Genomic DNA, 23,091 nt, shown 5'->3' with positions numbered 1-23,091 from the left:
TCCCTACATTTGTGATCAGAATGTTAGTCCTTTTAAACATGTTAACGTTATGAAAACTGAATTTATTTTATCATCATTAGAAGCTAAACACCCCGGAGAAAAGGAGTATTTGCAAGCCGTAAAAGAGGTTTTACTTTCGATAGAAGATGTTTACAATCAGCATCCCGAATTTGAAAAAAACAAGATTGTTGAAAGATTGGTTGAGCCGGATCGCATTTTCACCTTCCGTGTACCCTGGGTAGACGATAAAGGAGAAATTCAGGTTAATCTGGGATATCGGGTGCAGTTTAATAACTCCATTGGACCGTATAAGGGAGGTATACGCTTTCACCCATCCGTAAACTTGTCTATTTTAAAATTTCTGGGTTTCGAACAGACTTTTAAAAACGCACTTACAACATTGCCTATGGGTGGAGCCAAGGGTGGTTCCGACTTTGCACCCCGCGGACGTTCGGATGCCGAAATTATGCGTTTCTGTCAGTCTTTCATCCTCGAATTATGGCGTAATATAGGTCCGGATACCGATGTACCTGCCGGTGATATCGGTGTTGGTGGTCGCGAAGTGGGTTATATGTATGGAATGTACAAGAAGCTTGCCCGCGAAAACACAGGTACATTTACGGGTAAAGGAATGGAATTCGGCGGATCTATACTGAGACCGGAAGCTACAGGTTTTGGCGCATTGTATTTCGTTAAACAGATGTTGGAAACTCATAATATTGATATTAAAGGAAAAACGATTGCCGTTTCCGGATTCGGGAACGTTGCCTGGGGAGCTACCTTAAAGGCCACAGAAATGGGCGGCAAGGTAGTTACTTTATCCGGTCCGGATGGATATATTTACGACCCGGAAGGAATTTCAGGAGACAAAATAGATTATATGTTGGAGCTTCGCAATTCAGGAAATGATATTGTGGCTCCATACGCGGATGAATATCCCAATGCTACCTTCTTCCCGGGGAAAAGACCATGGGAACAAAAGGTGGATATCGCTTTGCCCTGCGCTACTCAAAATGAATTGGATTCAGATGATGCAAGATTGCTTATCAACAATAAGACACTTTGTGTGGCAGAAGTATCCAATATGGGATGTACCGCCGAGGCTGTAGATTTGTTTATAGAGCACAAGCAATTGTTTGCTCCGGGTAAAGCTGTAAATGCAGGAGGTGTTGCAACGTCCGGACTTGAAATGACGCAAAACGCCATGCATATTTCGTGGGAAGCAGCCGAAGTAGATGCAAAACTACATACTATCATGGGTAATATCCATACTCAATGCGTTGAGCATGGTAAAGAAAATGGTTATATAAATTATGTGAAAGGAGCAAATATTGCCGGATTTATGAAAGTTGCCAGAGCAATGATGGCTCAAGGTGTAATATAACAATAGACTAAAACGAGACAAGGGGAGTAGGTTATGCAACTTAACTCCCCTTCTTTTTTACCGATACTTTATTCTTTTACTTTGCCAGGATTCTTGGCAATAAAATCTTTCCAGCCCGAGTATTTTTTATCGCTCACCGGATTGTTACTTTGTAAGAAATGGCAAAGTGCTGCTGCAAGACCATCGGTTGCATCAAGTTGCGGAAGCATGTTGTCTTTACTAATATGTAAAATGCGTTGCAGCATGCCGGCAACTTGTTCTTTGGATGCCTGACCGTTGCCGGTGATCGACATCTTTATCTTTAACGGAGCATATTCAAAAATAGGGATGTCGCGGCTAAGAGCAGCAGATATGGCAGTGCCTTGTGCACGTCCCAGTTTTAACATACTCTGTACATTTTTACCAAAAAAGGGCGCTTCGATCGCAAGTTCGTCGGGATGGTATTGGTCAATCAGACTTAATACCCGGTCGAAAATTTTTTTTAAGCGTACGTAATGATCTTCGTATTTGTTTAATTGAAGTACTCCCATTGCTTCCAGGATAGGTTTTTTACCCTCAATCCGGATTATGCCGTATCCCATAATAATGGTGCCCGGGTCGATTCCTAATATGATTCTTTCTTTACTCATCTTCCCATTTTATCTCTTCAAGCAGAGTTGTAAATCCAGCTATTTTGGACCCGAATCTGGCAACCAGGGCTTGTTGTAATGCTATGCCTTCCTGTTTTAACCAGAAGTTAAGCGTGTCTCTGTTTTTTACATGAAATTGAATTGCATAGCTTTCGCCTTCGTTACCTTCGTTCTGTAATACTCTACGCAAACATGGATTTAACATAAATCCACTTGAAACAGCTTTCGGTATATACTCTTTTTTCAGGTATTTCAAACACTCCTGATGTACCTCATTTTCAATATGAAAGGTTGTATTGTAAATTATCATTTCAATTAATTGTAAAAATATTATACAAATATAGTTGTTATATCAGGAAAAGCCTTATATTTGCACTCGAAATTTAAAAAGGGGGATTAGCTCATCTGGCTAGAGCGCGACACTGGCAGTGTCGAGGTGATCGGTTCGAGTCCGATATTCTCCACTTGGTTAAATAATTGAAAGTTGTTAATGAAAAGCATCCAAATTATGGGTGCTTTTCATTTTTAATATAAGTTCTAATTCGCTTAAATCAGATTCAGCACCTCTTCGGCAGAATCAATAATGTAGCGGGGAGCAAATCTTTCCAATTCTTTTCGGGGTCGGAATCCCCATGTTACTCCGGCTCCAATTACACCACTATTACGTACAGTTTCCATATCAACTCCCGAATCTCCTATGTACAATGTTTCTTCTTTGTCTGCACCCACTTTTGCCATGATTTCGTTAACGATGGATGGATCCGGTTTTGGAGGAATTCCTTCCCGCTGACCTAATATGCTGACGAAAGAAATAGCAGGGAAAAAGTGAGCAACCATTTTCTCAGTTGCATCCTGGTATTTATTTGAAGCAACAGCCAGCTCGAAGCCTCTGTTTTGCAACGTATCAAGCAATTCTGTTATGCCTGGATAAGGTTTGCTGAAGCTGTGTCCATGTTTGTCGTAATGAGGCAAAAACAGGTTACGCACGCGCAAAATGTTTTCTTCCGTTTTTGCTCCCTCTGGTAGCGCTCTTTCAAAAAGTTTGTTTATCCCATTGCCAACAAATAAATTATAGGCATCGGTTTGATGAGTTGGAAATCCGCATTGAGTCAATGCGTAATTTGTACTGTTTGCCAAATCTGCGATGGTATTGATAAGCGTTCCATCCAGATCAAAAATTACTAATTTTATCATTTCTCTGTTTTATGCTAAATACATGGTTTCGGTTTAAAAGAAGTTGTTCACATCCATTTAGAGGATGTCTCTGTTTAAACCAAATTTCTCTTCCGAGTGGTGTTTCCCGATAGGTTCGATATGAACTACTATGTCGTAAACGTTTTCTATATTCTGTTTTATACTAACCTCAACATTGTCGGCAATCTCATGCGCTTCATTTAGTGTAAGTTCTCCATCAGTTTCAATATCAAGTACTATCATATACATATTTCCGATCTGACGGGATCTTACCCGGTGTGGATTGCATGCGCCGGGCACTTTTTCAACAGCTTCGAATATTTTAGTATAGATAGAGGTGTCTTTTACCCCATCCATCAAGGCAACATTGCTCTCCATGAATATATGTATGGCAGAGCGAATAATATATAAACTAATCAGGAGTCCGGTTATGGAATCAAGTATCGGCATGTCCAGATAGAAGGTGAAAAAGAGCCCCACCAATACTCCGGCAGATATGATCACATCGTTGCGCATATTTTTAGCATTGGCAATCAACATCGGACTCCCGGCCAATTTCCCCTGCCTGAACTGATAATAAGCCAATCCAAGTTTTCCAATCATGGAAAACAGAGTTACATAGATTGCTATAATAGAAGGAAGATCGCGCGGAACGGCAAACAGAATATTTTTTCCCGAGGATATCAACATTTGCATACCTGCAAAAAATATGACAAATGAAAGAACTTTAGCTGCAATTGTATCTGCCTTTTCGTATCCGTAAGCATAATTAGTATTGGGAGGCCTGGTTACAATACGTGCAGTAAAAAGGGTGACAATAGAAATTACAACATCAGTTGCCGAGTCTATTCCATCTCCTAAAACCGCTATACTGCCTGCAATGATACCTACAAATATCTTTGATATAGATAATGCGGCATTGCCAATAATACTGATCCACGACGCCCGAATCAGTATCTTTTCCCTATTTTTCATCCGAATAAAATTTTAGTTTGAAAGGCATGTTCCCAGCAGCGTTTATTATTTATCTCTTCAGAAGCAGATAATTATATGCATGCTCGTTTCATCAATTGCATTTCCTTATTTAAAAAGGAAATGCAAAGATATAATATTTCATGAAAGAATATTCAACTTATTTTGAGATTGATATGTTACATAGATAAAGAGCATTATTTCCCGAATTATATCAGATTATTTAGTTTAGATTATTAATTAGATTGTTTAGAATTTAGGTAGGTTTAGAATTATTATTTTAATTGTTTTTATAGGTTTTGTAGGGGTATTTTTCTTTTAGACACTATTTAGTATGATTATCAAGCTGGTTATTTTAACATGTCTTTTGATGTGCGGAATCTTTTCTTTGGCTCAAAATGAATCCTTTAAATACGCACTTCAGGGAAGGATCACAGATCGTTCTTCCGGAGAATCTCTTTCGCGGGCATCTATTTATATTGTTGAGCAGAAAATCGGGACCGTTGCCGACGACGAAGGTAACTACTCCTTGTTTATAAAAGAACCTGGAATTTACACGGTTCAAATATCTCATATTGGATTTGAGAACAGGACATTGCGTGTTCCTGTATCCGGTTCACATACGTTGGATATTGATCTTAACAGCAATGCATTTCTAAAAGAAATAATCGTTACGGGGAAAAACAGCAGCGATAATATTGCCAGACCTAATCTTGGGGTTGAAAGGCTGAGCATAAGCCAAATCCGTAAACTTCCATCCTTTATGGGAGAGGTAGACCTTATGAAGGCGATACAACTACTGCCGGGTGTACATGCAGGAAATGAAGGTAGTACCGGATTTAGTGTAAGAGGTGGTAATCCGGATCAGAATTTAGTTTTACTAGACAACACAACGGTGTATAATGCATCTCATCTCATGGGCTTTTTTTCCATATTCAATAACGATGTCATTAGTGACCTGGAGCTTTATAAAGGAGATATTCCGGTAAAATATGGAGGCAGACTATCTTCCTTGCTAGATATCCGGACAATAGACCGAATGCCGGAAAGATTAACTGCAACCGGAGGAATAGGCCTCATTTCCAGCAGGCTGGTGTTGCAGGGACCCATCGGAGAAAAAACATCCTGGTTGATTGGTGGTCGAAGAAGTTATGCTGATATGATGATTAAACTTTCCGGAGATAAGTCTCTGGAAGAGTTGGTGCTTTATTTCTACGATTTGAATGCAAAAATTAGTCATAGGTTGTCAAGCAGAGATTTTCTTTCGTTCAATGCATACTATGGAAGAGATAATTTCGGTGTAGATGTTTTTGGGGTGAATTATGGCAATACAGCTGCATCACTTACCTTGACTCATACATTTAGTGACAAATTATATGGGAAATACAGTGTAAACTTCAGCAATTACAATTACGGAGTCTTAACTGATATTGAGGGAGCAAGGATACAATGGGATGCCAGTTTGCATGATTTGATGTTGCGTACGGATTATTCTCATTATATAAATAAATACCTTGATTTCTCGTACGGACTTACGGCAACATTTCATCGTTTTGTACCCGGGAATGTTGAAACTCCCGATTATGGAAAATATACAATACCACGTAATCTGGCTATGGAACATGCTGTTTACTGGTTAAATCAACAAGAGTTGTCAGATAAGTTGGTTCTCAGGTATGGTTTAAGATGGACGATGTTTCATAATATTGGAGAAGCAACGGTGTATCGTTATAACGAAAATGATGTTGTTGCAGACTCTGTAACGTACAAGTCTGGTCAGATTTATAATAGTTTCAATGCAATTGAACCCAGGGTGGGTTTGATATATAAATTTTCGCAAAGCTCTTCATTTAAAGCAAACTATGCACGCAATGTCCAATTTATACAATTGGCAAATAGCTCTTCCTCGGGTTCTCCACTCGATATTTGGTTCTTTTCCGGTCCGAATGTAAAACCTCAACAGGTTGACATGGTATCTGCCGGATATTTTCAGAATCTGATGAATAATACATTGGAGGCTTCCCTGGAGGTTTACTATAAACAGATGAATAATGTAATTGACTTTAAAGACCATGCAGATCTCATTTTGAATAAGCAGCTCGAAAAAGAACTCAGGATTGGTAAAGGAAAGGCTTATGGTATTGAACTGATGGTGAAGAAGAACAGCGGTCGGATCAATGGATTTGTAAATTATACCTATTCGCATGCTGAACGTACTATCCCGGGTATAAATGATGGGAAGACGTACTTATCACCTTACGATAAACCTCATAACCTTAAGATAGCGCTAAACTATGAGCTGTCCGACAAATTTAGTCTTTCGGCTACATGGATCTATACAACAGGTTCGCCAATAACCTATCCGAGCGGCCGCTTTGGAATAAAAAATGAATATCTCCCGATTTATTCGGGAAGGAATGATTCCCGCCGACCGGATTATCACCGGCTGGACCTCTCTTTTAACTACAAACCGAATCCAAAGTCAGCCAAAAGATGGAAGAGTGAATGGAATATTCCCATTTATAATGCGTACGATCGTAACAATCCTTACATGATAACGTACGGATACGATCATAAATCCGGAATTCCATATGCTGAAAGTACGTATCTGTTTGGAGTCTTCTTATGCGTACACTATTTATATGTATGGGTATACTTTTATCTTCTTGTACAGAAATGATAGAGGTTCAAACCAACGATACAGATCCTGTATTGGTTGTGTATGGATCGGTTACAACCGAAACCAGTTACCAGACCATCGAAATAAGCCGTTCAGCACCTTATTTTAAGAACGATTCAAATTTACAGATTTCCGATGCCAAAGTCACCATTGAATCAACAGACGGCAAGCAGGTTTGGAAGTTAAAAGAGCTGGCTCGCAAGAAAGGAGTATATCAGACCGAACGTAAAGTGGCTGGAATAGTAGGTCTTACCTATAATCTTCGCATAGCATACGATTTCAATAACGACGGAGCGGATGAAATGTATAATGCTTCCACCACCATAAAGGAGCCATTCCGTATCGATTCGCTTCAGATTAATTCGATGCGTGTACTGGGGCGTCATTATTATACCATCAATCTCTTTGCGCAAGAGCCTTTGGGACCCGATTACTATGTTTCCCGATTTTATATCAATGGAGGTTTGGCAACCGTAATGATTACGTGGCTTATGGCATTCGACGATAAACTGATTGATGGTAAATACCTCAACGGATTGCTGGTATATACATTCTCCGATCAGAACAATCAGGGCGAATACGACCCCAATAAAGTTTTGTTTGTCCAGTCGGGCGATACGGTTGCAGTTGAAATTGATAGAGTGGAGAAGGGGTATTACGACTTTATAACCCAGTGCAAGAGTTCCGTCAACGGAGAGAATCCCTTTTTTGGAGGGCCGCCATCCAATATTGTAACCAACCTTACCAATGGAGCAGTCGGCTATTTTGCAGGATATGCCCCCTCCAGAAAGAGTGTAATTGTTCCCTGATGGTTAGCAGTCAATCAGTTTACAAATACAACAGGGAAATATTCTTCAAATAATTTGCGTACATGGTCCAGTTGCTCGGGAGTATTTTCTTTTACACCTTTAAGCAGATAGGGTTTCTTCAGTGCTTCATATTTATGAGCACCCAACGTATGATAAGGTAATATTTCAATGCGTTTTATCATTGAATACGACTGAAAGTGCTCACCCATGGCGCGTATGTCTGCTTCAAAATCCGTATGTCCGGGTACAAGCACATAGCGAATCCACATCGGAATATTGTTAGCCTGCAAATAGGCCGCAGTTTCGAGGGTGAAATTATTTTCCCGTCCAGTGATTCGAAAATGACGTTCGGGATTAAATTCCTTAATATCCAGCAATACCAGATCCGTCAGCCTAAACAGCTCCTTGCTGTAATCATTTAAAACACTTCCATTGCTATCCAGACAAATGTGGATGCCCTCTTCTTTCAATCGTCTGAACAGAGGTATCAGGGCTTTTGCCTGTAGAGTAGGCTCGCCTCCTGAAAAGGTTATTCCTCCTTTTTTACCAAAAAATGCCTTCTGACTAAGGGCCATGCGCACAATCTCTTCAGCTTCGGTAGGTTTTCCGCCTTTTAAGGGTATTGTATCCGGATTCGCACAATACAAACACCGGAAGTTACAGCCCTGCAAAAAAACTACCAATCGTAGTCCCGGGCCATCAAATGTGCCCATCGACTCGTAAGAATGTACATTTATCATCATATCTGCATTATAAAGAAAAGAGAAGGACAGCCTTCTGGACTGTCCTTCAGCTATAATATATTTAGAATCTTTCGTGGAAACTTCTTGACAGAACTTCCAGCTGATGTTCGCGGCTCAATCGAACAAAGTTCACAGCATAACCAGAAACGCGGATTGTAAGCTGAGGATAATTCTCAGGATGTTCCATCGCATCTTCCAACATGGCGCGATTTAATACGTTCACATTCAGGTGATGCGCTTTTTTGGAGAAATAACCGTCCATCATGGATACCAGATTATCTACGCGATCTTCGGGAGTTACTCCTAAAGAACGTGGAACGATCGAGAATGTATTACTTACGCCATCCTGTGCATCATCATAATTGATTTTTGATACCGAAGATAATGAAGCAATAGCACCCTTCTCATCACGTCCGTGCATCGGATTAGCACCCGGAGCAAAGGCTACACCTTTAAGACGTCCGTCGGGAGTGGCACCTGTTTTCTTTCCATACATCACATTCGAGGTAATTGTAAGGATTGAAAGAGTAGGACGTGCATTTTTATATACAGGTAGTTCATTCAACAAATCGCTGAAATACTGAGTAATACCAACGGCCATTGAATCCACTCTGTCATCGTCGTTACCGTAATAAGGGAATTCACCCTCAATATCGAAACCTTCCGTCAGACCGATGTCATTACGTTTAGCTTTCACTTTAGCATATTTGATTGCAGAAAGCGAGTCGGCTACAATAGACAGACCTGCAGCACCATAGGCAAGGTTGATACGGGGATTGGTGTCAATAAATGCCATCTGTGCCTTTTCGTAATAATATTTGTCGTGCATGTAATGAATAATATTCATCGCATCATTATATACACGTGCAATTTCTTTCAGTACCTTTTTGTAATTAGCCATCACCTCTTCATAGTCCAGCACATCGCTATTTAATTGAGGGATATCCTTAACCATTACGGTACCTGTGTTTTCGCAACGTCCGCCATTTATTGCAAGCAATAACGCCTTGGCAAGGTTGGTACGAGCTCCGAAAAACTGGATCTGCCGACCAATATCCTGGAATGAAACGCAGCAAGCAATACCATAGTCATCGCTGTGACGGATATCACGCATCAAGTCGTCGTTTTCGTATTGAACAGACGATGTGTCGATGGAAACCTGTGCACAGAAGTTCTTGAAACCTTCGGGCAGTTGCGGAGACCAAAGTACAGTCATGTTAGGTTCCGGAGACGGTCCCAGGTTGTATAAAGTCTGCAGGAATCGGAAGGAAGTTTTTGTTACTTTATGACGGCCGTCGTTCAATCGTCCACCAATCGATTCGGTAACCCAGGTTGGATCGCCGGCAAAAATTTCGTTGTATGAATTCATACGGAGGTGACGAACCATACGCAATTTAATTACAAACTGGTCAATCAACTCCTGAGCAAACGATTCGTCGATAGTGCCGTTCTTCAAATCATGCTCAATGTAGATATCAAGGAAAGAGGAAACATTACCCAATGACATCGCAGCACCATCCTGTTCTTTAACCGCAGCCAGGTAAGCCATGTAAACCCATTGAACAGCTTCCTGAGCTGTATAAGCCGGACGGGTCAGATCCAAACCGTAATATTCGCCTAAAACTTTAATTTCCTTAAGAGCTTTGATCTGGTCGCTAACCTCTTCACGCAAACGAATGCGGGCTTCAGTCATCGGGCCTGTCAGATTAGCCAGATCCTGTTTCTTAGCCTCAATTAAACGATCCAGACCATACAATGCCAATCGGCGGTAGTCACCAATAATACGGCCACGTGCATAGTTGTCAGGCAGACCTGTTAAGAAACCCAACGAACGGAAAGAGCGGATTTCGTCATTATAAACGTCAAACACACCATCGTTGTGTGTTTTACGATAATGAGTAAAGATATCCTTTACCTTTTCATCTACTTCCAATCCATTTTCGCTGCAAGCCTTTGCAACCACATTGATACCTCCAAACGGTTTGATGGCTCTGCGCAGCAATTCGTCTGTCTGCAAACCCACGATCAACTCGTTTTCTTTATCAATATATCCTGCTTTATGAGAAGAAATGGTAGAAACTGTTTTGTTGTCAATTGAACGGACGCCGTTGTTAGCTCGTTCTTGGGCAAGAGCAGCAAGGCATACAGACCAGATGCGTTTTGTACGCTCGGTTGGTCCTGCAAGGAAAGAAGCATCCCCATCATACGGAGTGATGTTCCTCATTACGAAATCCCTTACATTAACCTCCTTACTCCAAATACCATCAGCAAAGTTTTTGTTTAATTCCATAAAATTATAACTATGATCTTAATAATTGATAGTCTTATATCTTCGAGACTACAAAAATAAGCGTTTTAGAGCAGATTTTGTTCATTTATGCTAATAAATAGTGTTATAAAACATAAATAAAAAGGTTGCAGGTTAATTAAAATAAATACATGAGTTAAACTGTAAATAATATCTTGTTGTTTCTTAATTACTTAGGATTAATAAGGTGCAAAGATGAAAAATTGTTTACAAAATATCATTGTGTTTTCAAAAAAAGTTCTACCTTTGCAGAGCTTTTGAAAAGCAGCGCAATCGAAGCGTCATTTGGAGAGATGGCAGAGTGGTCGATCGCGGCGGTCTTGAAAACCGTTGAACTGAGAGGTTCCGGGGGTTCGAATCCCTCTCTCTCCGCAACAAAGGGTGTAAATTTAGCAGTTATGCGATTTACACCCTTTTTTTTATCCCCAAAAGTCATGGGTAGAGAATAAGATGAGGTTGACTGAAGGAGTCTCTTTGCAAACGGTTATAAAGCCAATTCCTTTATTTCTCTGATGTGGAGGTGCAGGTGATCAAGGTAGCCATCAATCATCTCTTTTAGTGTAACTTTTGTCCCTTCAAAGTCGCACCAGTAGCTGTCCAGCTTCGATAGATCTACGGAATTAATCACCTGGATGATGTGAAGATTAAAAAACTTCCACAGTTGAATCAGATTTTCCCAATCGGCATTTTGATAATCTTGTAAAGCGATCCACAAATCATTGTCCTGGCGATAGTCGGGAAAGAAAAGTAAGTCTTTACAATATTGCAGCCTAACCATGCGCTGGTGATTGTTAGAGGCCGAATCGACCAGGTGCCCCAGTATCTGTTTGATAGACCGATTCTGGCTGTTCCGCCTGAGGGTAATCACATCAACCGGCAGAGCACTTAAGAAGCCCTGTTCCGCATCAATTACTTTTTTAATGCCGTCGGTTATTAGTTTAAAATCATTTCCTTGCATAACATTCTCAAATTTGTATTAATAATTGGTCTTTACTCATTCTTACAACTTTGCATTTTCAACCTATTTCATCCATTTGTCGGCAAAGTTTAAATAACATTGCCAGTCGAAATCAGTTACATCATGTACACCAGTACGGATATGATATCCAACGCGGGATATTACAGGCGTATTCAATGCGGGCATCTCTTCGGAAGGAAGTCCATCGTAGCCGTACAAACGGTAAACTTCACCGGCATGGAATGCAGAGAGATATTCACCTTTCGGGTCGGCCCACCGATCATCAACGGCACTGGCTACATATACGGGCCGCGGAGCAATCAAGGCAATCAGTTCGTGCTGGTCGAAGGGCAGGGATTGTTCATTATTGGCAAATCTGCTGAAGTTCGGACAAAACCAATGTGGAAAGCTATTTGTAATAACTGCAACTGTTTCGCCGTATGCCCGTTTGGATAAGGCAGCTCCGCCGCATCCCGATTCATTCGAAATGACGATGGCAAAACGTTGGTCTTGCGCACCGGCCCATAGGGCCGCTTTTCCATGGCGCGAATGTCCCATCAGGGCAATCCTTTTCGCATCAATGCGAGAATCCGTTTCAAAGTAATCCATAGCACGGCTCATACCCCAGGCCCAAGCACCGATAGCTTGCCAGCTGTCGCCTTCCAGAGGCTGTCCCGGATTGTATCCCAACAGCGGAAGTATGCTTTCCGCATGCTTATCTTTTTCGTCGTAAAAGATATCGTGGTAGCAGGCAGTAGCTACTCCGTACCCTTTTGAAATAATCATTTCGATGGGCCAGCGGCGTACTTTAAGCCCTCTTTTGTTTTCCGATGTATGGTTGCTGAACAGAATGCCCGGATCAGAGCTTACAGTCTGGTTTCCATCAAAATTGTATGCGAAAAACAGGGGAACTTTCCCTTTTATATGATTGGGAAGATAGATCAACATCAGCATGCTCCGCTCAGTGTTGCCGTTGGAAAAGCTGATCCGTAGTTGCTTGCAGGTTGCTTTACCATCCAGCGCATTGGCATCTTCCGAAACAACCTCATAAGAAGTGGTAAATGGAGAAACGGGCGTTTTTCCGAACATCTGCGAAGAAAACATCTCCAGTATTTCCGGACGGCGGATAGACTCCCACTGCTTTATAGATTTAATCTGCTTTCCTTTTGCCGAAACCAGGAGCGGCGGCAACTCATAAACAGGAACTTTGGATTCATCGTAGTTAGGTTCAATCCGCTGTGCCACCATGGATATAAAGATTCCGGTAAGCAGCAAAGTAGTCAAAATCAGCTTTTTCATAACAAAGTATTTAATTAGAAGGATATGCAAATATAGAAAAAAACTATTGGTTCTTCCCCTTATAAAGTTTCAATCCGTCATTACACGGATTCAGATGCACATATTCCTCTATTATAGTTTCTCTCAAGCGACTTGGCTGACTGATAAAAAAAGGAAAGGTATTGCCCCACTTTCCCCACGACACAAAGAATGTTCTGTTGGTTGGCAACAGAACATTATATATCAGGAGAGACAATCAATTGGTTTGAAATGGAAGAATAGTTACTTCTGCGAACGAATGCGGCTGAGGGTGTAGATGGAGATACCCAGAAAGACGGCTACGTATTTTAGTTTCACCCGGTTGATTAGTCCGGGATAACGCAGCATAAAGTTCTCGTACCTCTCTTTGGGAGGCAGCTGCAGCCGGTCAACAAAGATATGGCTGAGTTCTTTGTTCACATCCTGGTGCAGAATCCGTCCCCAATTGGCAATGTCGATATATGTTTCGTACAGTTCATTCAGCTTATCGATGGAGATAACATACATTTTGCAGTCCTCCAGCGTCTCGATACTCTCTATCGATGGCCTGTTGTAGTAGAGCGAATCCATCCCGAAGGTAACATCACCCTCCTTGCTGAACCAGGTGGTGGTATCCTTCCCGTCGTGATGGAAAACCGACCGGGTGATACCTTCTTCAATGAAATAGACCATACGGTCGGTTGTGCCGGAATGAACGATACACGTATTCTTGGGGTAATACTTCACCTCCATTTCAGAAATGAGCGCATTCAAAGCTTCATCAGAAAGGGGATGTATCTGTTTTATCTTGGCAATAATATTTTTCATTGAATCATTATTTTATACTTTCTACAAAAATAATGAACTTTTCTCAGGCAGAAGCCATATAAAAGAAGAATCCCTTCTCAAAATAAAACGATCAGTTCATTTTGAGAAGGGATGAGGTATTGAATGCAAGAAGCTCTTTACTTGCTCTTCTTCTTTAAAAAGTGGGCTGCCAACCATTTTCGTACCGGTTCGTCGTAAACCCTCAGAACGATATAGGCCAAAAGGATATTCCAGAAATAAACACCCAGTGCAACCTGCCAGGTCTCGGCAAAGGTAAACAGCTGGTTCTTTATCAGCCAGGCGTAAAACAGATACATAAAAGGATAATGAACAATGTATAGCGGAAACGAGATATCTCCCAGAAATTTACAGATCTGGGTAGACCGTTTGTCGGTTGTATTTCCGGAAGCACCCATCCAGACAAGGATCGGGAAGATAACGATGATGCAGAACGCCTCGTAAAGTCCGTTCCACGATATGGGAGATGTTCCTTCAATATAAGGAACCGTAAACAACACCAGCAATACGGCAGAACAGATCCAAAAGGCACCCCTTACCTTGATAGGTTTAAAATTGCGAGAAAGAAGCATACCCATCGTAAAAGGGAAAAGCATCCGTAAAGCACCTCCCAGAAAGTTTACACTGTCTAATGTCCATCCCACACCGATACTTCCGTAACCCGAGATGTCGAACATGGCAAACCAGGTGAGTGCAATCCCCAAAAGGACAGTGAGAACCATCAACGCTTTGGTAGATAATTTACGGATAAACAGGGCATACAGTATATTGCCGATGTATTCAAAAAACAGCGACCAGCTCGGACCGTTCAGCGGAAACATCTCCCCATTACCGCGAACCTCATAGTTGGCCCCGGGAATGGCAGGGATAAAGAACATCGTAAGCAGCAAAGCCACCATCACCATCGAAGTAGCGATGTGCGTACCATCCCATTGCACACTCCCCTGAATCAGGAAGGTGATGGCACCCAATACCGCACCCATAACCACCATCGGATGGAGACGGATCAACCGACGTTTAAAGAAATCTTTCAGCGTAAGGCTCTTGCCCCATCGGTCGTCGTAGGCATAGCCGATAACAAATCCTGAGAGGATAAAAAAGAAATCTACGGCCAGATACCCATGGTTGATACTCTCAATAAGCGTTCCTCCGGCAAAGGCATAGCCCTCAAATATGTGATACCATACCACTAAAAGTGCTGCAACACCCCTCAATCCATCCAATAAGTTATAATGGGGTTTGGAATCGGTAAAAGCTGCAGATGCATAAATTTTCGACATTGCTAGATCAGTTTATTTGGTTCGTTCTTTAATCGGTGGACAAAAGTACGGATTGCCTCTTGACCGGGAATTGCTTTAAAGCAAAAAAAACAACAATTAAATACCATCTCATTTTATATTTTAGGCTTAAGTAATTCTTTTTTTATTTCCTTTGTACTATAAATGATTACTACGATTTTTGCAGCAACCAATTGCCCGTTAGCAATCATGTCTGATACAAAAAGAATGATAGTTAGAAACAGACCAATAAAAAGAATAAGAAAATGGAAAATCACAATGTAGCCTACTGCGGACTCTACTGCGGCGCCTGTAAAAGTCAGCTTAAGGGCAAATGCCCCGGATGCTATGGAAACGAGAAAGCCACCTGGTGCGAAATCAGAAAATGCTGCAACGAACACGGCTACGCCACCTGTGCCGATTGCCAGCTTATGCCGTTAAAGGAATGTAAGAAATACAACAACATCATTGCAAAGGTGATAGGCTTTGTATCGAGAACAGACCGTAGCAAGTGCATAGATCGCATCAAAGCAATCGGAGTGGCAGAGTTTGCTGCCGAGATGAAGCTGGCAGGAAGAATGACCATCAAAAGGTAACACACAATCCGGCTCAACTATGGAGATCACTCAAATAACCAACCATAAGAAACAATACCTGGAATTGCTGTTACTGGCAGACGAGCAGGAATCCATGATAGACCGCTATCTTGATCGCGGAGAAATGTTTGTGCTTGAAGATAACGGCGTGAAGGCCGTCTGTGTGGTAACAGACGAAGGCGATGGCGTATGCGAATTAAAGAATATCGCAGTGACCCCTGGCTCGCAACGGCAAGGATACGGAAAGAAACAGATCAACCACCTGCTGAACCACTACATCGGCAAGTACACCCGTATGATAGTAGGCACCGGCGATGTACCCAGTTCAGTCCGCTTTTACGAACGTTGCGGCTTTGAACCCTCGCACCGTATCGAAAACTTCTTTACAGACAACTACGACCACCCCATGATTGAAGACGGCATCCTGCTTAAAGACATGGTTTACTTTAAGAGGGAAGTTGGGGTATTCTAATTTTAGTGATGTATCAGAAATGGACTGTCTTATTATTCTATAAATCAATTATTAATCTTATATTTGAGAGCTACCTTTTTGTTGGCCAACATGTATTAGCTACCTTAATGGAATGCGCTGTGTCTCATTCGAATGCTTTAAAGAGTAAAGAAATAGAAAAACTAGATAAAAATGATGAAAAATAGAACATGGATTGTGTTTGCCAATGAAAATAAATGCGATCATATTGGCAGTTTTAAAAAACTGGGATTTATTAATTGGGTTGAAAATAAAACAAAATTTGCGTTAGGCGATATTGTTTATGTGTTTGTATCTTCTTCCACTGAAAGGCGTATAAGGTACAAAACCGAAGTTGTTGCAATACATTCTCAAAGAGAAGATTCAGCGTTCTGGATCGGAGAGGCTCCTAACGATATAACCAGTAAGTTGCAACTTGTTAAAGAATTTGAAGGAAATGAACTGAACGAGTCATTCTTGGTAAGTCATGGATTTAATGGTGGACGCAGCATACAAAGGCCTATGTGTAATAATCCCGAATTGTTTGAATATATAGAAGGTCTTTTTAATTCTAAATAGTTCATTAATATACAATCGAATAATGACCAGAAGCAAAATATACAAATTTGATGATGAGTTTAAACGTAAAGCTCGAGCTCATCAGTTTAAATTTAGAGATGAAATATTGAGAGTGTCATACGATGATAAAAATCCACAAGTAATGCTTACTCCAGAAGCGGCTAAAGATGGATTAATATTCTATGCCGGTTATCGGGATTATATTCGTAAGAAGGTCACAGATTTCAGAGCAACAGCTCTATATTCGAATATGTTACGCAGCGAGCATATACCATTTAATATATTTACTCCAATGGAACTAGATAAGTCTGGGGCTGTAAATCTATTTAACAAAATTATTGGAGGAGGCATTTCTCTTGTTAAAGACATAAAGATTGAATTTGCGGGGAATGAAAACCGAAGTGCTTATCTTAATGATGGTACTTCATTTGATGTTTATATTGAATATGTTGCTGTAGATGGAAGGAATGGAGGTATTGGAATTGAAGTCAAATACACTGAACAGGGATACCGCTTGGGTAAAAAGGAGAAAGAAGATATTTTAAAGCCTGACGGACCATACAAACTTAAGACAGAGAGATGTGGGTTTTATAAGGATGATTTAACTATTTCACGCTTTATAACTGATAATGACTTAAGGCAGATATGGCGTAATCACATATTAGGATTTTCAATGATTGATATTGGGCAAATTGCTTATTTTCATCACATTCATCTCTACCCAAAAGGTAATATTCACTTTGCAGAACACGCACTTCCTAATTATAAGAAACTTCTTACAGACAAAGGACGTGAGAGTTTTAAAGATATATGTTTTGAAGAGCTTTTCGAATTGATGAAGACAATTTTCAAGACAGAAGAACAAACTAACTGGATTAATTATTTACAAAGGAGATATATAGTCGATAATGAATAATATATACTTGATAGGTGAAGAGTTTTCAATTATAAATACTGCAAGTACAATTTAAAGGCAACCGGTCGGGGTGTTGTAATTTCTGACATTGTTAGATTTTACCCGCTAAAAGCAATTTTAGGTGACACATTCCTGCCCTAAACCTTGTTTTTCCTTGATCCCTATTTTTTGATACATCCTAAACGGAAACGACTGAGCCGACGGAAAGACGCATAAAAAATGTCGAAAACGCGAGAATAGATAAAAATGGGAACATGAGCTCTCTCATCTCTGAAATCTTCTTAAATATGGCGAGTCATGCTTTCCGGTTATTTCTCTCTTAGGCATGTCATCATTTCTTCAATCCTCGTGTCATCATCCTGAAACACATCTCCAAATTCTCTACCCAAATCATCATCATATTCTATTTCTGGTTCTTCAAACTCCTTTCTCTTTTCTTCTAGATAACCTAAAAAATCATTTTCAAAATATTCGTAGGGTATAAGATTTGTAATTTCATCAAGTAGTCCGTATAACTCTTCTGCCGTATTTTCATCAGAGACATTCGTGTCAATCTCAGAGTAAACATCTTCCTCTATTGTTTTTATTAAATGTTTATCCTTTTTTCTCTCAGACATCCCTAGCTCATCGAACATTAACAGTAAATCTCGATGTCCTACAATATCTTTAGGCTCATATAATATATCTTCTATTATTATATTCAAATCTGCGGAGATTTTTGTCCAATCTAATTTTGCTAAAAGGTTTGCTCTATCGGAAAAAGATGTAGTTTGATATGTAAATTCATTGGGGTCGATGCTTCTTTCTAAAAGCCCTTCATTTCTTCTGAGAAGTATAGGAAAACTATCTAAGAAGTTTTTATAGAATAAAATCTCATTATATCCTCTATGTCTGTACATCCAACCTTTGTACCTTGAAAGTTCACAAGATACAGGAGTGCCGTTCATTATTTGCTTGAATCTATCAACAATATCCTTGTAAAGGTTCTCAGTTATGATGACATAAGCATCAGCTCCAAAGAAAGACCTTGGAGAATCTCTGAATATCGTACAGAGTTGCTCTACAAAATAGGAGTTTTGTATAAGCAACCTCTGAATATCCTTGAAATCTGCCAAATAAACTATAATAAAATCAAGAACAGAGGGATTAAAATAAGATACTATCGTATGTCCTTCGCAATTTTTTGTTTTAATGAAACAGTCTTGCAAAACCTTTATAATTTTCCTCCATTCAAATTCATCGCATACTAATCCCAACTGGGAATGCGTTGTTTTGCAAAAATAGATAAAGGATGTGTACCAATCTTCAAGAAATATTTCTTTTCCTATTGACGCAAAAACTAGTAGCGCATAACGTGCTTTAATGTCAAGATTTTCAAAAGCTTGTTGCCAGACCATCGTAGGTTTGTAAAAGAATTCTTCAAAGCGTTGCATAAACTCTTCAACAGGATATTTTTTCCACAATCCTCTATCTATATAGGTTTCAATAATTCGTGGGTTAAAGTTAGGATGACCAATTAAACTTTTGTATCTCTTATTTCTTAATAATTGATCAATGTATGTATCAGGGAGATTTGCATTCGACAAATGGTTATATAAGATGTTCGCTCTTATGAATTTAGTATAGGAGCTAAGGTCCACTGTACACTTAGCTATTTCTATATTGTTTATTTGAAACTTTTCATATCGACTTTTGGCTTCAGAAAGGATGTATTCACGGGTGGTTAGAATAAACACCTTATCCTTTTCTCTTTTTATGGCATCAATAAAAGATGTCAGCTTCTTGTCAAAATCCTTTTCTACAGGTTCAAAGACATTTGAACCGAGAAAATCATCAAAGAAAAAAACTTGTTTTTTCCCCTTCTGAAAGAGTTTAGCTCCATCGCTTAAATTATCAGTAATACACACAAACTCTTCGTAGCCACTAGCAAGAATATTATATGACAACATCCTTGCCAAGGTGGTTTTACCTATACCGGGGATTCCAGAAATAATTACATAGCGATATTCTTTAAGAATTTCATATGCTTGATTAAAACTGTCATTGTGAACATATGAAGTGATTTGTTCCTTTATCTGGTTGATCTCAAAACTAGACCAATTAATAACATCTTTGTATATAATCTCCTGCAAAATATTTGTGCTTGCCAACCAAAGTTTATAGTATTTCTGCTCTATCTTTTTGTGCTTACCTAAGAGATTATTCAAATCATCACGACCGTAAATATCATTAGTGTCCTCTATATAAGGAGAGAACATCTCCATAATAATAGACTTATTCAGAGGAGAAAGACCAACAGAAGTAGATAATAAATATTTCTTCGGATTAAGTTTTTGTACTTTTGACACCTCCTTTTCTAGCTGGGTCTTAAGTTCGTTCCATTCTTTATATCTCTTTACTTGAACTATTGTTGTCTCTCCCTTAACTTTTCCAAAACGTAAGTCAATACCATTATCTCTTCCATCTTTAAAACTCTCTATATGAATACTAAACTCTTCTTGAAGCAAATCTCGAGTAAGGCATTCAAACTCGTTATATTGCAGAACTTTAAAATCGTAATCAATCATATGTTAATAGAATCTTAGAAAGCAAAGTTACGCCTTCATATGGAGAAAGACTAATATAATAATAAGAAAATATCCTTTCGAGTCAATAAATTCGCAAGAGGTTTAAATTGTAAGTCGTGGTATAAAAAAAGGGAAATTTCATCTACCTTTTTCGTAACAAATACCGCCCGTTACAACCTACTCCATGCATTAGCTAATGTTGTGTGTTGCAAGATTGATTCGTTACAGAAACGGTTCACAAATAATTATTTTTTTCTTGTTGGACGGAGCGGTAAATTGGCAATCTATAGTCGGCACGAGATTGGTTCTTTACAGTGCAACAGATGGTAACAAGCTCGTAGCCCTCGCCCCAGTCTGCTGGCAGGCATTGAGTCAAACGGTCTGTTCGCTTCGTAATTATCAAGAAGTGAAGGTTGCTCCGTTGGCGAATCATCTTCCAGGCATCGGAACTCCACAGGTTGTCATCCTCCACAAAGAAATCGGAAGTAAAGCAGGTTTAGACCAGCGTGCCGGAGGGGATCTTGTACTCTCCGTTTCGTTTCCCTCGGACGGGCACATCAAAACTTTTCGTCTGCGTTATCACCGATCTGTCTATGTTTCGTCGTGCATCCCCACGGTATACGTAACAATGGTGGCGACCCTCACTCAGCTTGTGGTATCGGTGCCACGGATTCCAAAGGGTCGATTTCTTTTCGACGGCATTTACCTCCATAGCACTTGCTTTTTAGAACCTTTACCATTTCAAACAGCTTACCTTTCCGTATCGATAACGTACAAATCTAATCACTATTAAACCTATATTATCCGAAAAAAAGGAATAATTTAAGACGAAATTTAGTAAGACAAAAGATTTAGTACATGTTATATCCAAGGAAATTAAACACCGTATTTGCAAAACGTAGAATGAAAGATTAAGCTCTTCTGTGGAGGCTTTTCTTATTAAGTAAAAACCCCCGTCCGTTGCGAAAAGTGGACGGGGGTAAGAGAGATAGATAACCTAAACCAAATAAATCAATCAACGTGAAAATGTATTTTAGGCAGCCGGTCAGGGTGTTGTAATTTCTGACATTGTTAGATTTTACCCGACCGGTGCCTTTTTTATTTATACCAGACTACGGGCCTGTTTAGTTGTTTGCTTACTTCGGAGAGTTGGGAACGGAGCTTCATCAATTCGGTATTGATCTGCATTCGCTCGGGGCCCTGACCGAAAAGGAAGCGTTTGCTTCCCAGCTTTCGCATTTGGTGTTGCAGTTCCTGCTCCCGTGCCATTAGCCGGGGGCGATCGCTTTGCAATACAGCGTCACTGCTGTTTCCTGATTGTCTTTCCGTTCCTTTTATATCTAAACTGTCAGCCTCCAGATAGTGACCTTCTATATTTGTTGCTTCCCCATTCATCTGGATTACTTCTTGGTTTCCGGTTCCGGCTGTTCCTTGTAAGCCTGAAGGGTCTCCATTTCTGTTTGACAGGGTAGAAGAACTTCCAAGTGTAGAAGATGCAAAACTTGCCAGCTCCATTCCGGTGCTTTCCTTTAGTGCTTGCAAATGTCCGGTTAGTTGGGATTCTGCAACGATGGTGCGGAAGGCGTGTTTTCCTATGCGGCGGAAGAGGGAGTCGGGGTCTTCGCCGGGTGGGAGAAGCAACTCGCTGGTCTGCATGCCGTGGCGATGGAGTACGGCGATGGCTGCAGCTGCTATCTCGCGTCCGCGGTCGTCGGCATCCATCAATACGGCTACGCGTTTGGTGTAACGCTTCAGCAGCTCGGCGTGATCGTCGGTAAAGGCGGCGCCGCACTGGGCAACGGTGTTCTTAAATCCTGCTGCCACCATGGCCAGGGTGTCTTTGTAGCCTTCGGTCAGGAACGCAAAGGTCTCTGTCCGTATGGCTTCTCCTGCCAGATGCAAACCGTACAGGGTGCGGCTTTTGTTGTACAAGTCGCTTGTTTGGCTGTTTACGTATTTAGGGGTGTAACTCCTGTTTTCGTCCGTGATGGTCTGGGTGGTTCGTCCTGCAAAGGCAACCAGCCGGTTGTTTTCGTCGCGGATGGGGAATACAATCCGTCCCCTCATGGCTTTAAATGCGCTGGGCACCGTACTTTTTGCCATGCTTACTTCGTAATCCACATAGGTCTGGGTAATGCCATCGCAATCGGGGTGGTATTTGCCTCCTTCCATCCAGCTATAGTATTCCGGTTTATAATGGCGGTTCAACCCGTTGCCGTTCCCACCAGTATTATCCTCCAATTCAGGGTTGTTCAATAACCCTGTGTCGTTTAACAACCCAGCATTACCCATCAATCTGGTGCCCTTTACCAACCCAGCATTACCCATCAATCTGGTATCGTTAACCAACTCAGCATTACCTAGTAACCTGGTGTCGTTTACCAATCCGGTATTAACTATTGATCCTGTATAACCTGCTTTCATTAAATCTCCCAATGTAGCCAGGGGAGGGTGAAACCCATACATCGACCGCATGAACTTTACGTTTTCGGCTTCCATGGCGGCAAGCTGTGCGGGCGTAGCGGCGGGCTTCTGTGCCTTGGCTTTTGCCCTTCGCTCGATGTGTTGTGGCGGAGGGGTTGATCCGTTGCACCATTCCTGGCGCAACAGATTAACAGCCTCGGCAAAGGTGCACGATTTTATTTTGCTGATAAAGGCGATCACATCACCGCCTTCGTTGCAGGCAAAACATTTAAAGATCTGCTTTCCGGTGTGTACGTGCATGGAGGGGGTGGAGTCATCGTGAAAAGGGCATAATCCTAAACACTTACCTCCTAATTTGTACTCCAGTTCCACGTAGGTGCCGATTACGTCTTCGATGTTCAAGGCCTCCTTCAGCTTCGCTATCTCTTCTTTGCTGTTACCCAT

General features: G+C 40.8%; 19 protein-coding genes, 2 tRNA genes and 1 pseudogene. 9 read left to right on the top strand and 13 right to left on the bottom strand.

Annotation, left to right across the window (positions count from 1 at the left end; translation table 11 throughout):
* Positions 1-49 precede the first annotated feature (49 nt).
* Positions 50-1,384: an NADP-specific glutamate dehydrogenase gene (gene gdhA, locus F5613_RS04920; RefSeq protein WP_179398889.1), complete on the top strand. Its 1,335-nt coding sequence runs from the start codon at positions 50-52 to the stop codon at positions 1,382-1,384.
* Between the two features lie 68 nt (positions 1,385-1,452).
* Here the strand turns inward: gdhA and ruvC are convergent, their stop codons facing one another.
* Positions 1,453-2,013, bottom strand: a complete 561-nt coding sequence (gene ruvC, locus F5613_RS04915; RefSeq protein ID WP_179398888.1) for a crossover junction endodeoxyribonuclease RuvC — start codon at positions 2,011-2,013, stop codon at positions 1,453-1,455.
* On the bottom strand, positions 2,006-2,323 hold the full coding sequence (locus F5613_RS04910) for a DUF4286 family protein (RefSeq protein WP_179398887.1): 318 nt from the start codon (positions 2,321-2,323) through the stop codon (positions 2,006-2,008). The genes ruvC and F5613_RS04910 overlap by 8 nt, the downstream gene beginning before the upstream one ends.
* A gap of 80 nt (positions 2,324-2,403) precedes the next feature.
* Here F5613_RS04910 and F5613_RS04905 point away from each other — a divergent pair.
* Positions 2,404-2,477 (top strand) — tRNA-Ala (locus F5613_RS04905).
* 82 nt (positions 2,478-2,559) lie between these two features.
* Here F5613_RS04905 and F5613_RS04900 read toward each other — a convergent pair.
* Positions 2,560-3,207, bottom strand: a complete 648-nt coding sequence (locus F5613_RS04900; RefSeq protein WP_179398886.1) for an HAD family hydrolase — start codon at positions 3,205-3,207, stop codon at positions 2,560-2,562.
* Between the two features lie 57 nt (positions 3,208-3,264).
* Positions 3,265-4,182: a cation diffusion facilitator family transporter gene (locus F5613_RS04895; RefSeq protein WP_179398885.1), complete on the bottom strand. Its 918-nt coding sequence runs from the start codon at positions 4,180-4,182 to the stop codon at positions 3,265-3,267.
* Positions 4,183-4,549: 367 nt separating this feature from the next.
* Between F5613_RS04895 and F5613_RS04890 the strand changes: the two genes are divergently transcribed.
* Complete coding sequence (locus tag F5613_RS04890; RefSeq protein WP_179398884.1) at positions 4,550-6,859, top strand: TonB-dependent receptor; 2,310 nt, start codon at positions 4,550-4,552, stop codon at positions 6,857-6,859.
* Positions 6,826-7,668: a DUF4249 domain-containing protein gene (locus tag F5613_RS04885; RefSeq protein WP_179398883.1), complete on the top strand. Its 843-nt coding sequence runs from the start codon at positions 6,826-6,828 to the stop codon at positions 7,666-7,668. Before F5613_RS04890 ends, F5613_RS04885 begins: the two co-directional genes overlap by 34 nt.
* Before the next feature lie 14 nt (positions 7,669-7,682).
* Here the strand turns inward: F5613_RS04885 and pflA are convergent, their stop codons facing one another.
* A complete protein-coding gene (pflA, locus tag F5613_RS04880) occupies positions 7,683-8,408 on the bottom strand; it encodes a pyruvate formate-lyase-activating protein (RefSeq protein WP_179398963.1) in 726 nt (241 codons plus the stop codon).
* A gap of 64 nt (positions 8,409-8,472) precedes the next feature.
* Entirely contained in the window at positions 8,473-10,701 is a 2,229-nt protein-coding gene (pflB, locus tag F5613_RS04875) for a formate C-acetyltransferase (RefSeq protein ID WP_179398882.1), read from the bottom strand.
* A 305-nt stretch (positions 10,702-11,006) separates the two neighbouring features.
* On the opposite strand from pflB, the gene F5613_RS04870 reads away from it, so the two are divergent.
* Positions 11,007-11,091, top strand: a tRNA-Ser gene (locus tag F5613_RS04870).
* Positions 11,092-11,203: 112 nt separating this feature from the next.
* On the opposite strand, the gene F5613_RS04865 is transcribed toward F5613_RS04870, so the two are convergent.
* The 4 genes from F5613_RS04865 to F5613_RS04850 form a co-directional block, all read right to left on the bottom strand.
* Positions 11,204-11,677, bottom strand: coding sequence for a DinB family protein (locus F5613_RS04865; RefSeq protein WP_179398881.1), 474 nt, complete (start codon positions 11,675-11,677; stop codon positions 11,204-11,206).
* 63 nt (positions 11,678-11,740) lie between these two features.
* Positions 11,741-12,976: an alpha/beta hydrolase family protein gene (locus tag F5613_RS04860; protein WP_179398880.1), complete on the bottom strand. Its 1,236-nt coding sequence runs from the start codon at positions 12,974-12,976 to the stop codon at positions 11,741-11,743.
* Positions 12,977-13,237: 261 nt separating this feature from the next.
* Positions 13,238-13,801, bottom strand: a complete 564-nt coding sequence (locus F5613_RS04855) for a Crp/Fnr family transcriptional regulator (protein ID WP_179398879.1) — start codon at positions 13,799-13,801, stop codon at positions 13,238-13,240.
* Positions 13,802-13,938: 137 nt separating this feature from the next.
* Positions 13,939-15,099 (bottom strand): acyltransferase family protein, encoded by a 1,161-nt coding sequence (locus F5613_RS04850; RefSeq protein ID WP_179398878.1) that lies wholly within the window; start codon positions 15,097-15,099, stop codon positions 13,939-13,941.
* A 263-nt stretch (positions 15,100-15,362) separates the two neighbouring features.
* On the opposite strand from F5613_RS04850, the gene F5613_RS04845 reads away from it, so the two are divergent.
* From F5613_RS04845 to F5613_RS04830, 4 genes are all read left to right on the top strand, one after another.
* Positions 15,363-15,692, top strand: coding sequence for a DUF3795 domain-containing protein (locus F5613_RS04845; protein ID WP_179398877.1), 330 nt, complete (start codon positions 15,363-15,365; stop codon positions 15,690-15,692).
* A gap of 19 nt (positions 15,693-15,711) precedes the next feature.
* A complete protein-coding gene (locus F5613_RS04840) occupies positions 15,712-16,164 on the top strand; it encodes a GNAT family N-acetyltransferase (RefSeq protein ID WP_179398876.1) in 453 nt (150 codons plus the stop codon).
* 171 nt (positions 16,165-16,335) lie between these two features.
* Positions 16,336-16,740: a hypothetical protein gene (locus tag F5613_RS04835; protein WP_179398875.1), complete on the top strand. Its 405-nt coding sequence runs from the start codon at positions 16,336-16,338 to the stop codon at positions 16,738-16,740.
* 22 nt (positions 16,741-16,762) lie between these two features.
* The gene (locus F5613_RS04830; RefSeq protein ID WP_179398874.1) at positions 16,763-17,656 is read left to right on the top strand and encodes a PGN_0703 family putative restriction endonuclease; all 894 of its coding nucleotides are present in this window, start codon (positions 16,763-16,765) and stop codon (positions 17,654-17,656) included.
* A gap of 308 nt (positions 17,657-17,964) precedes the next feature.
* Here the strand turns inward: F5613_RS04830 and F5613_RS04825 are convergent, their stop codons facing one another.
* The 3 genes and pseudogenes from F5613_RS04825 to F5613_RS04815 form a co-directional block, all read right to left on the bottom strand.
* A complete protein-coding gene (locus F5613_RS04825; RefSeq protein WP_179398873.1) occupies positions 17,965-20,223 on the bottom strand; it encodes an nSTAND3 domain-containing NTPase in 2,259 nt (752 codons plus the stop codon).
* 225 nt (positions 20,224-20,448) lie between these two features.
* Positions 20,449-20,935: pseudogene (locus F5613_RS04820) on the bottom strand (DUF5131 family protein); the annotation flags it as partial.
* Positions 20,936-21,321: 386 nt separating this feature from the next.
* Positions 21,322-23,091, bottom strand: a complete 1,770-nt coding sequence (locus tag F5613_RS04815) for a CHC2 zinc finger domain-containing protein (protein ID WP_179398872.1) — start codon at positions 23,089-23,091, stop codon at positions 21,322-21,324.

It is taken from the genome of Macellibacteroides fermentans (assembly GCF_013409575.1).
GTDB lineage: Bacteria > Bacteroidota > Bacteroidia > Bacteroidales > Tannerellaceae > Macellibacteroides > Macellibacteroides fermentans.
Note: the sequence above shows the minus strand (reverse complement) of the source record. Positions and strands in the feature narration are given on the sequence as shown.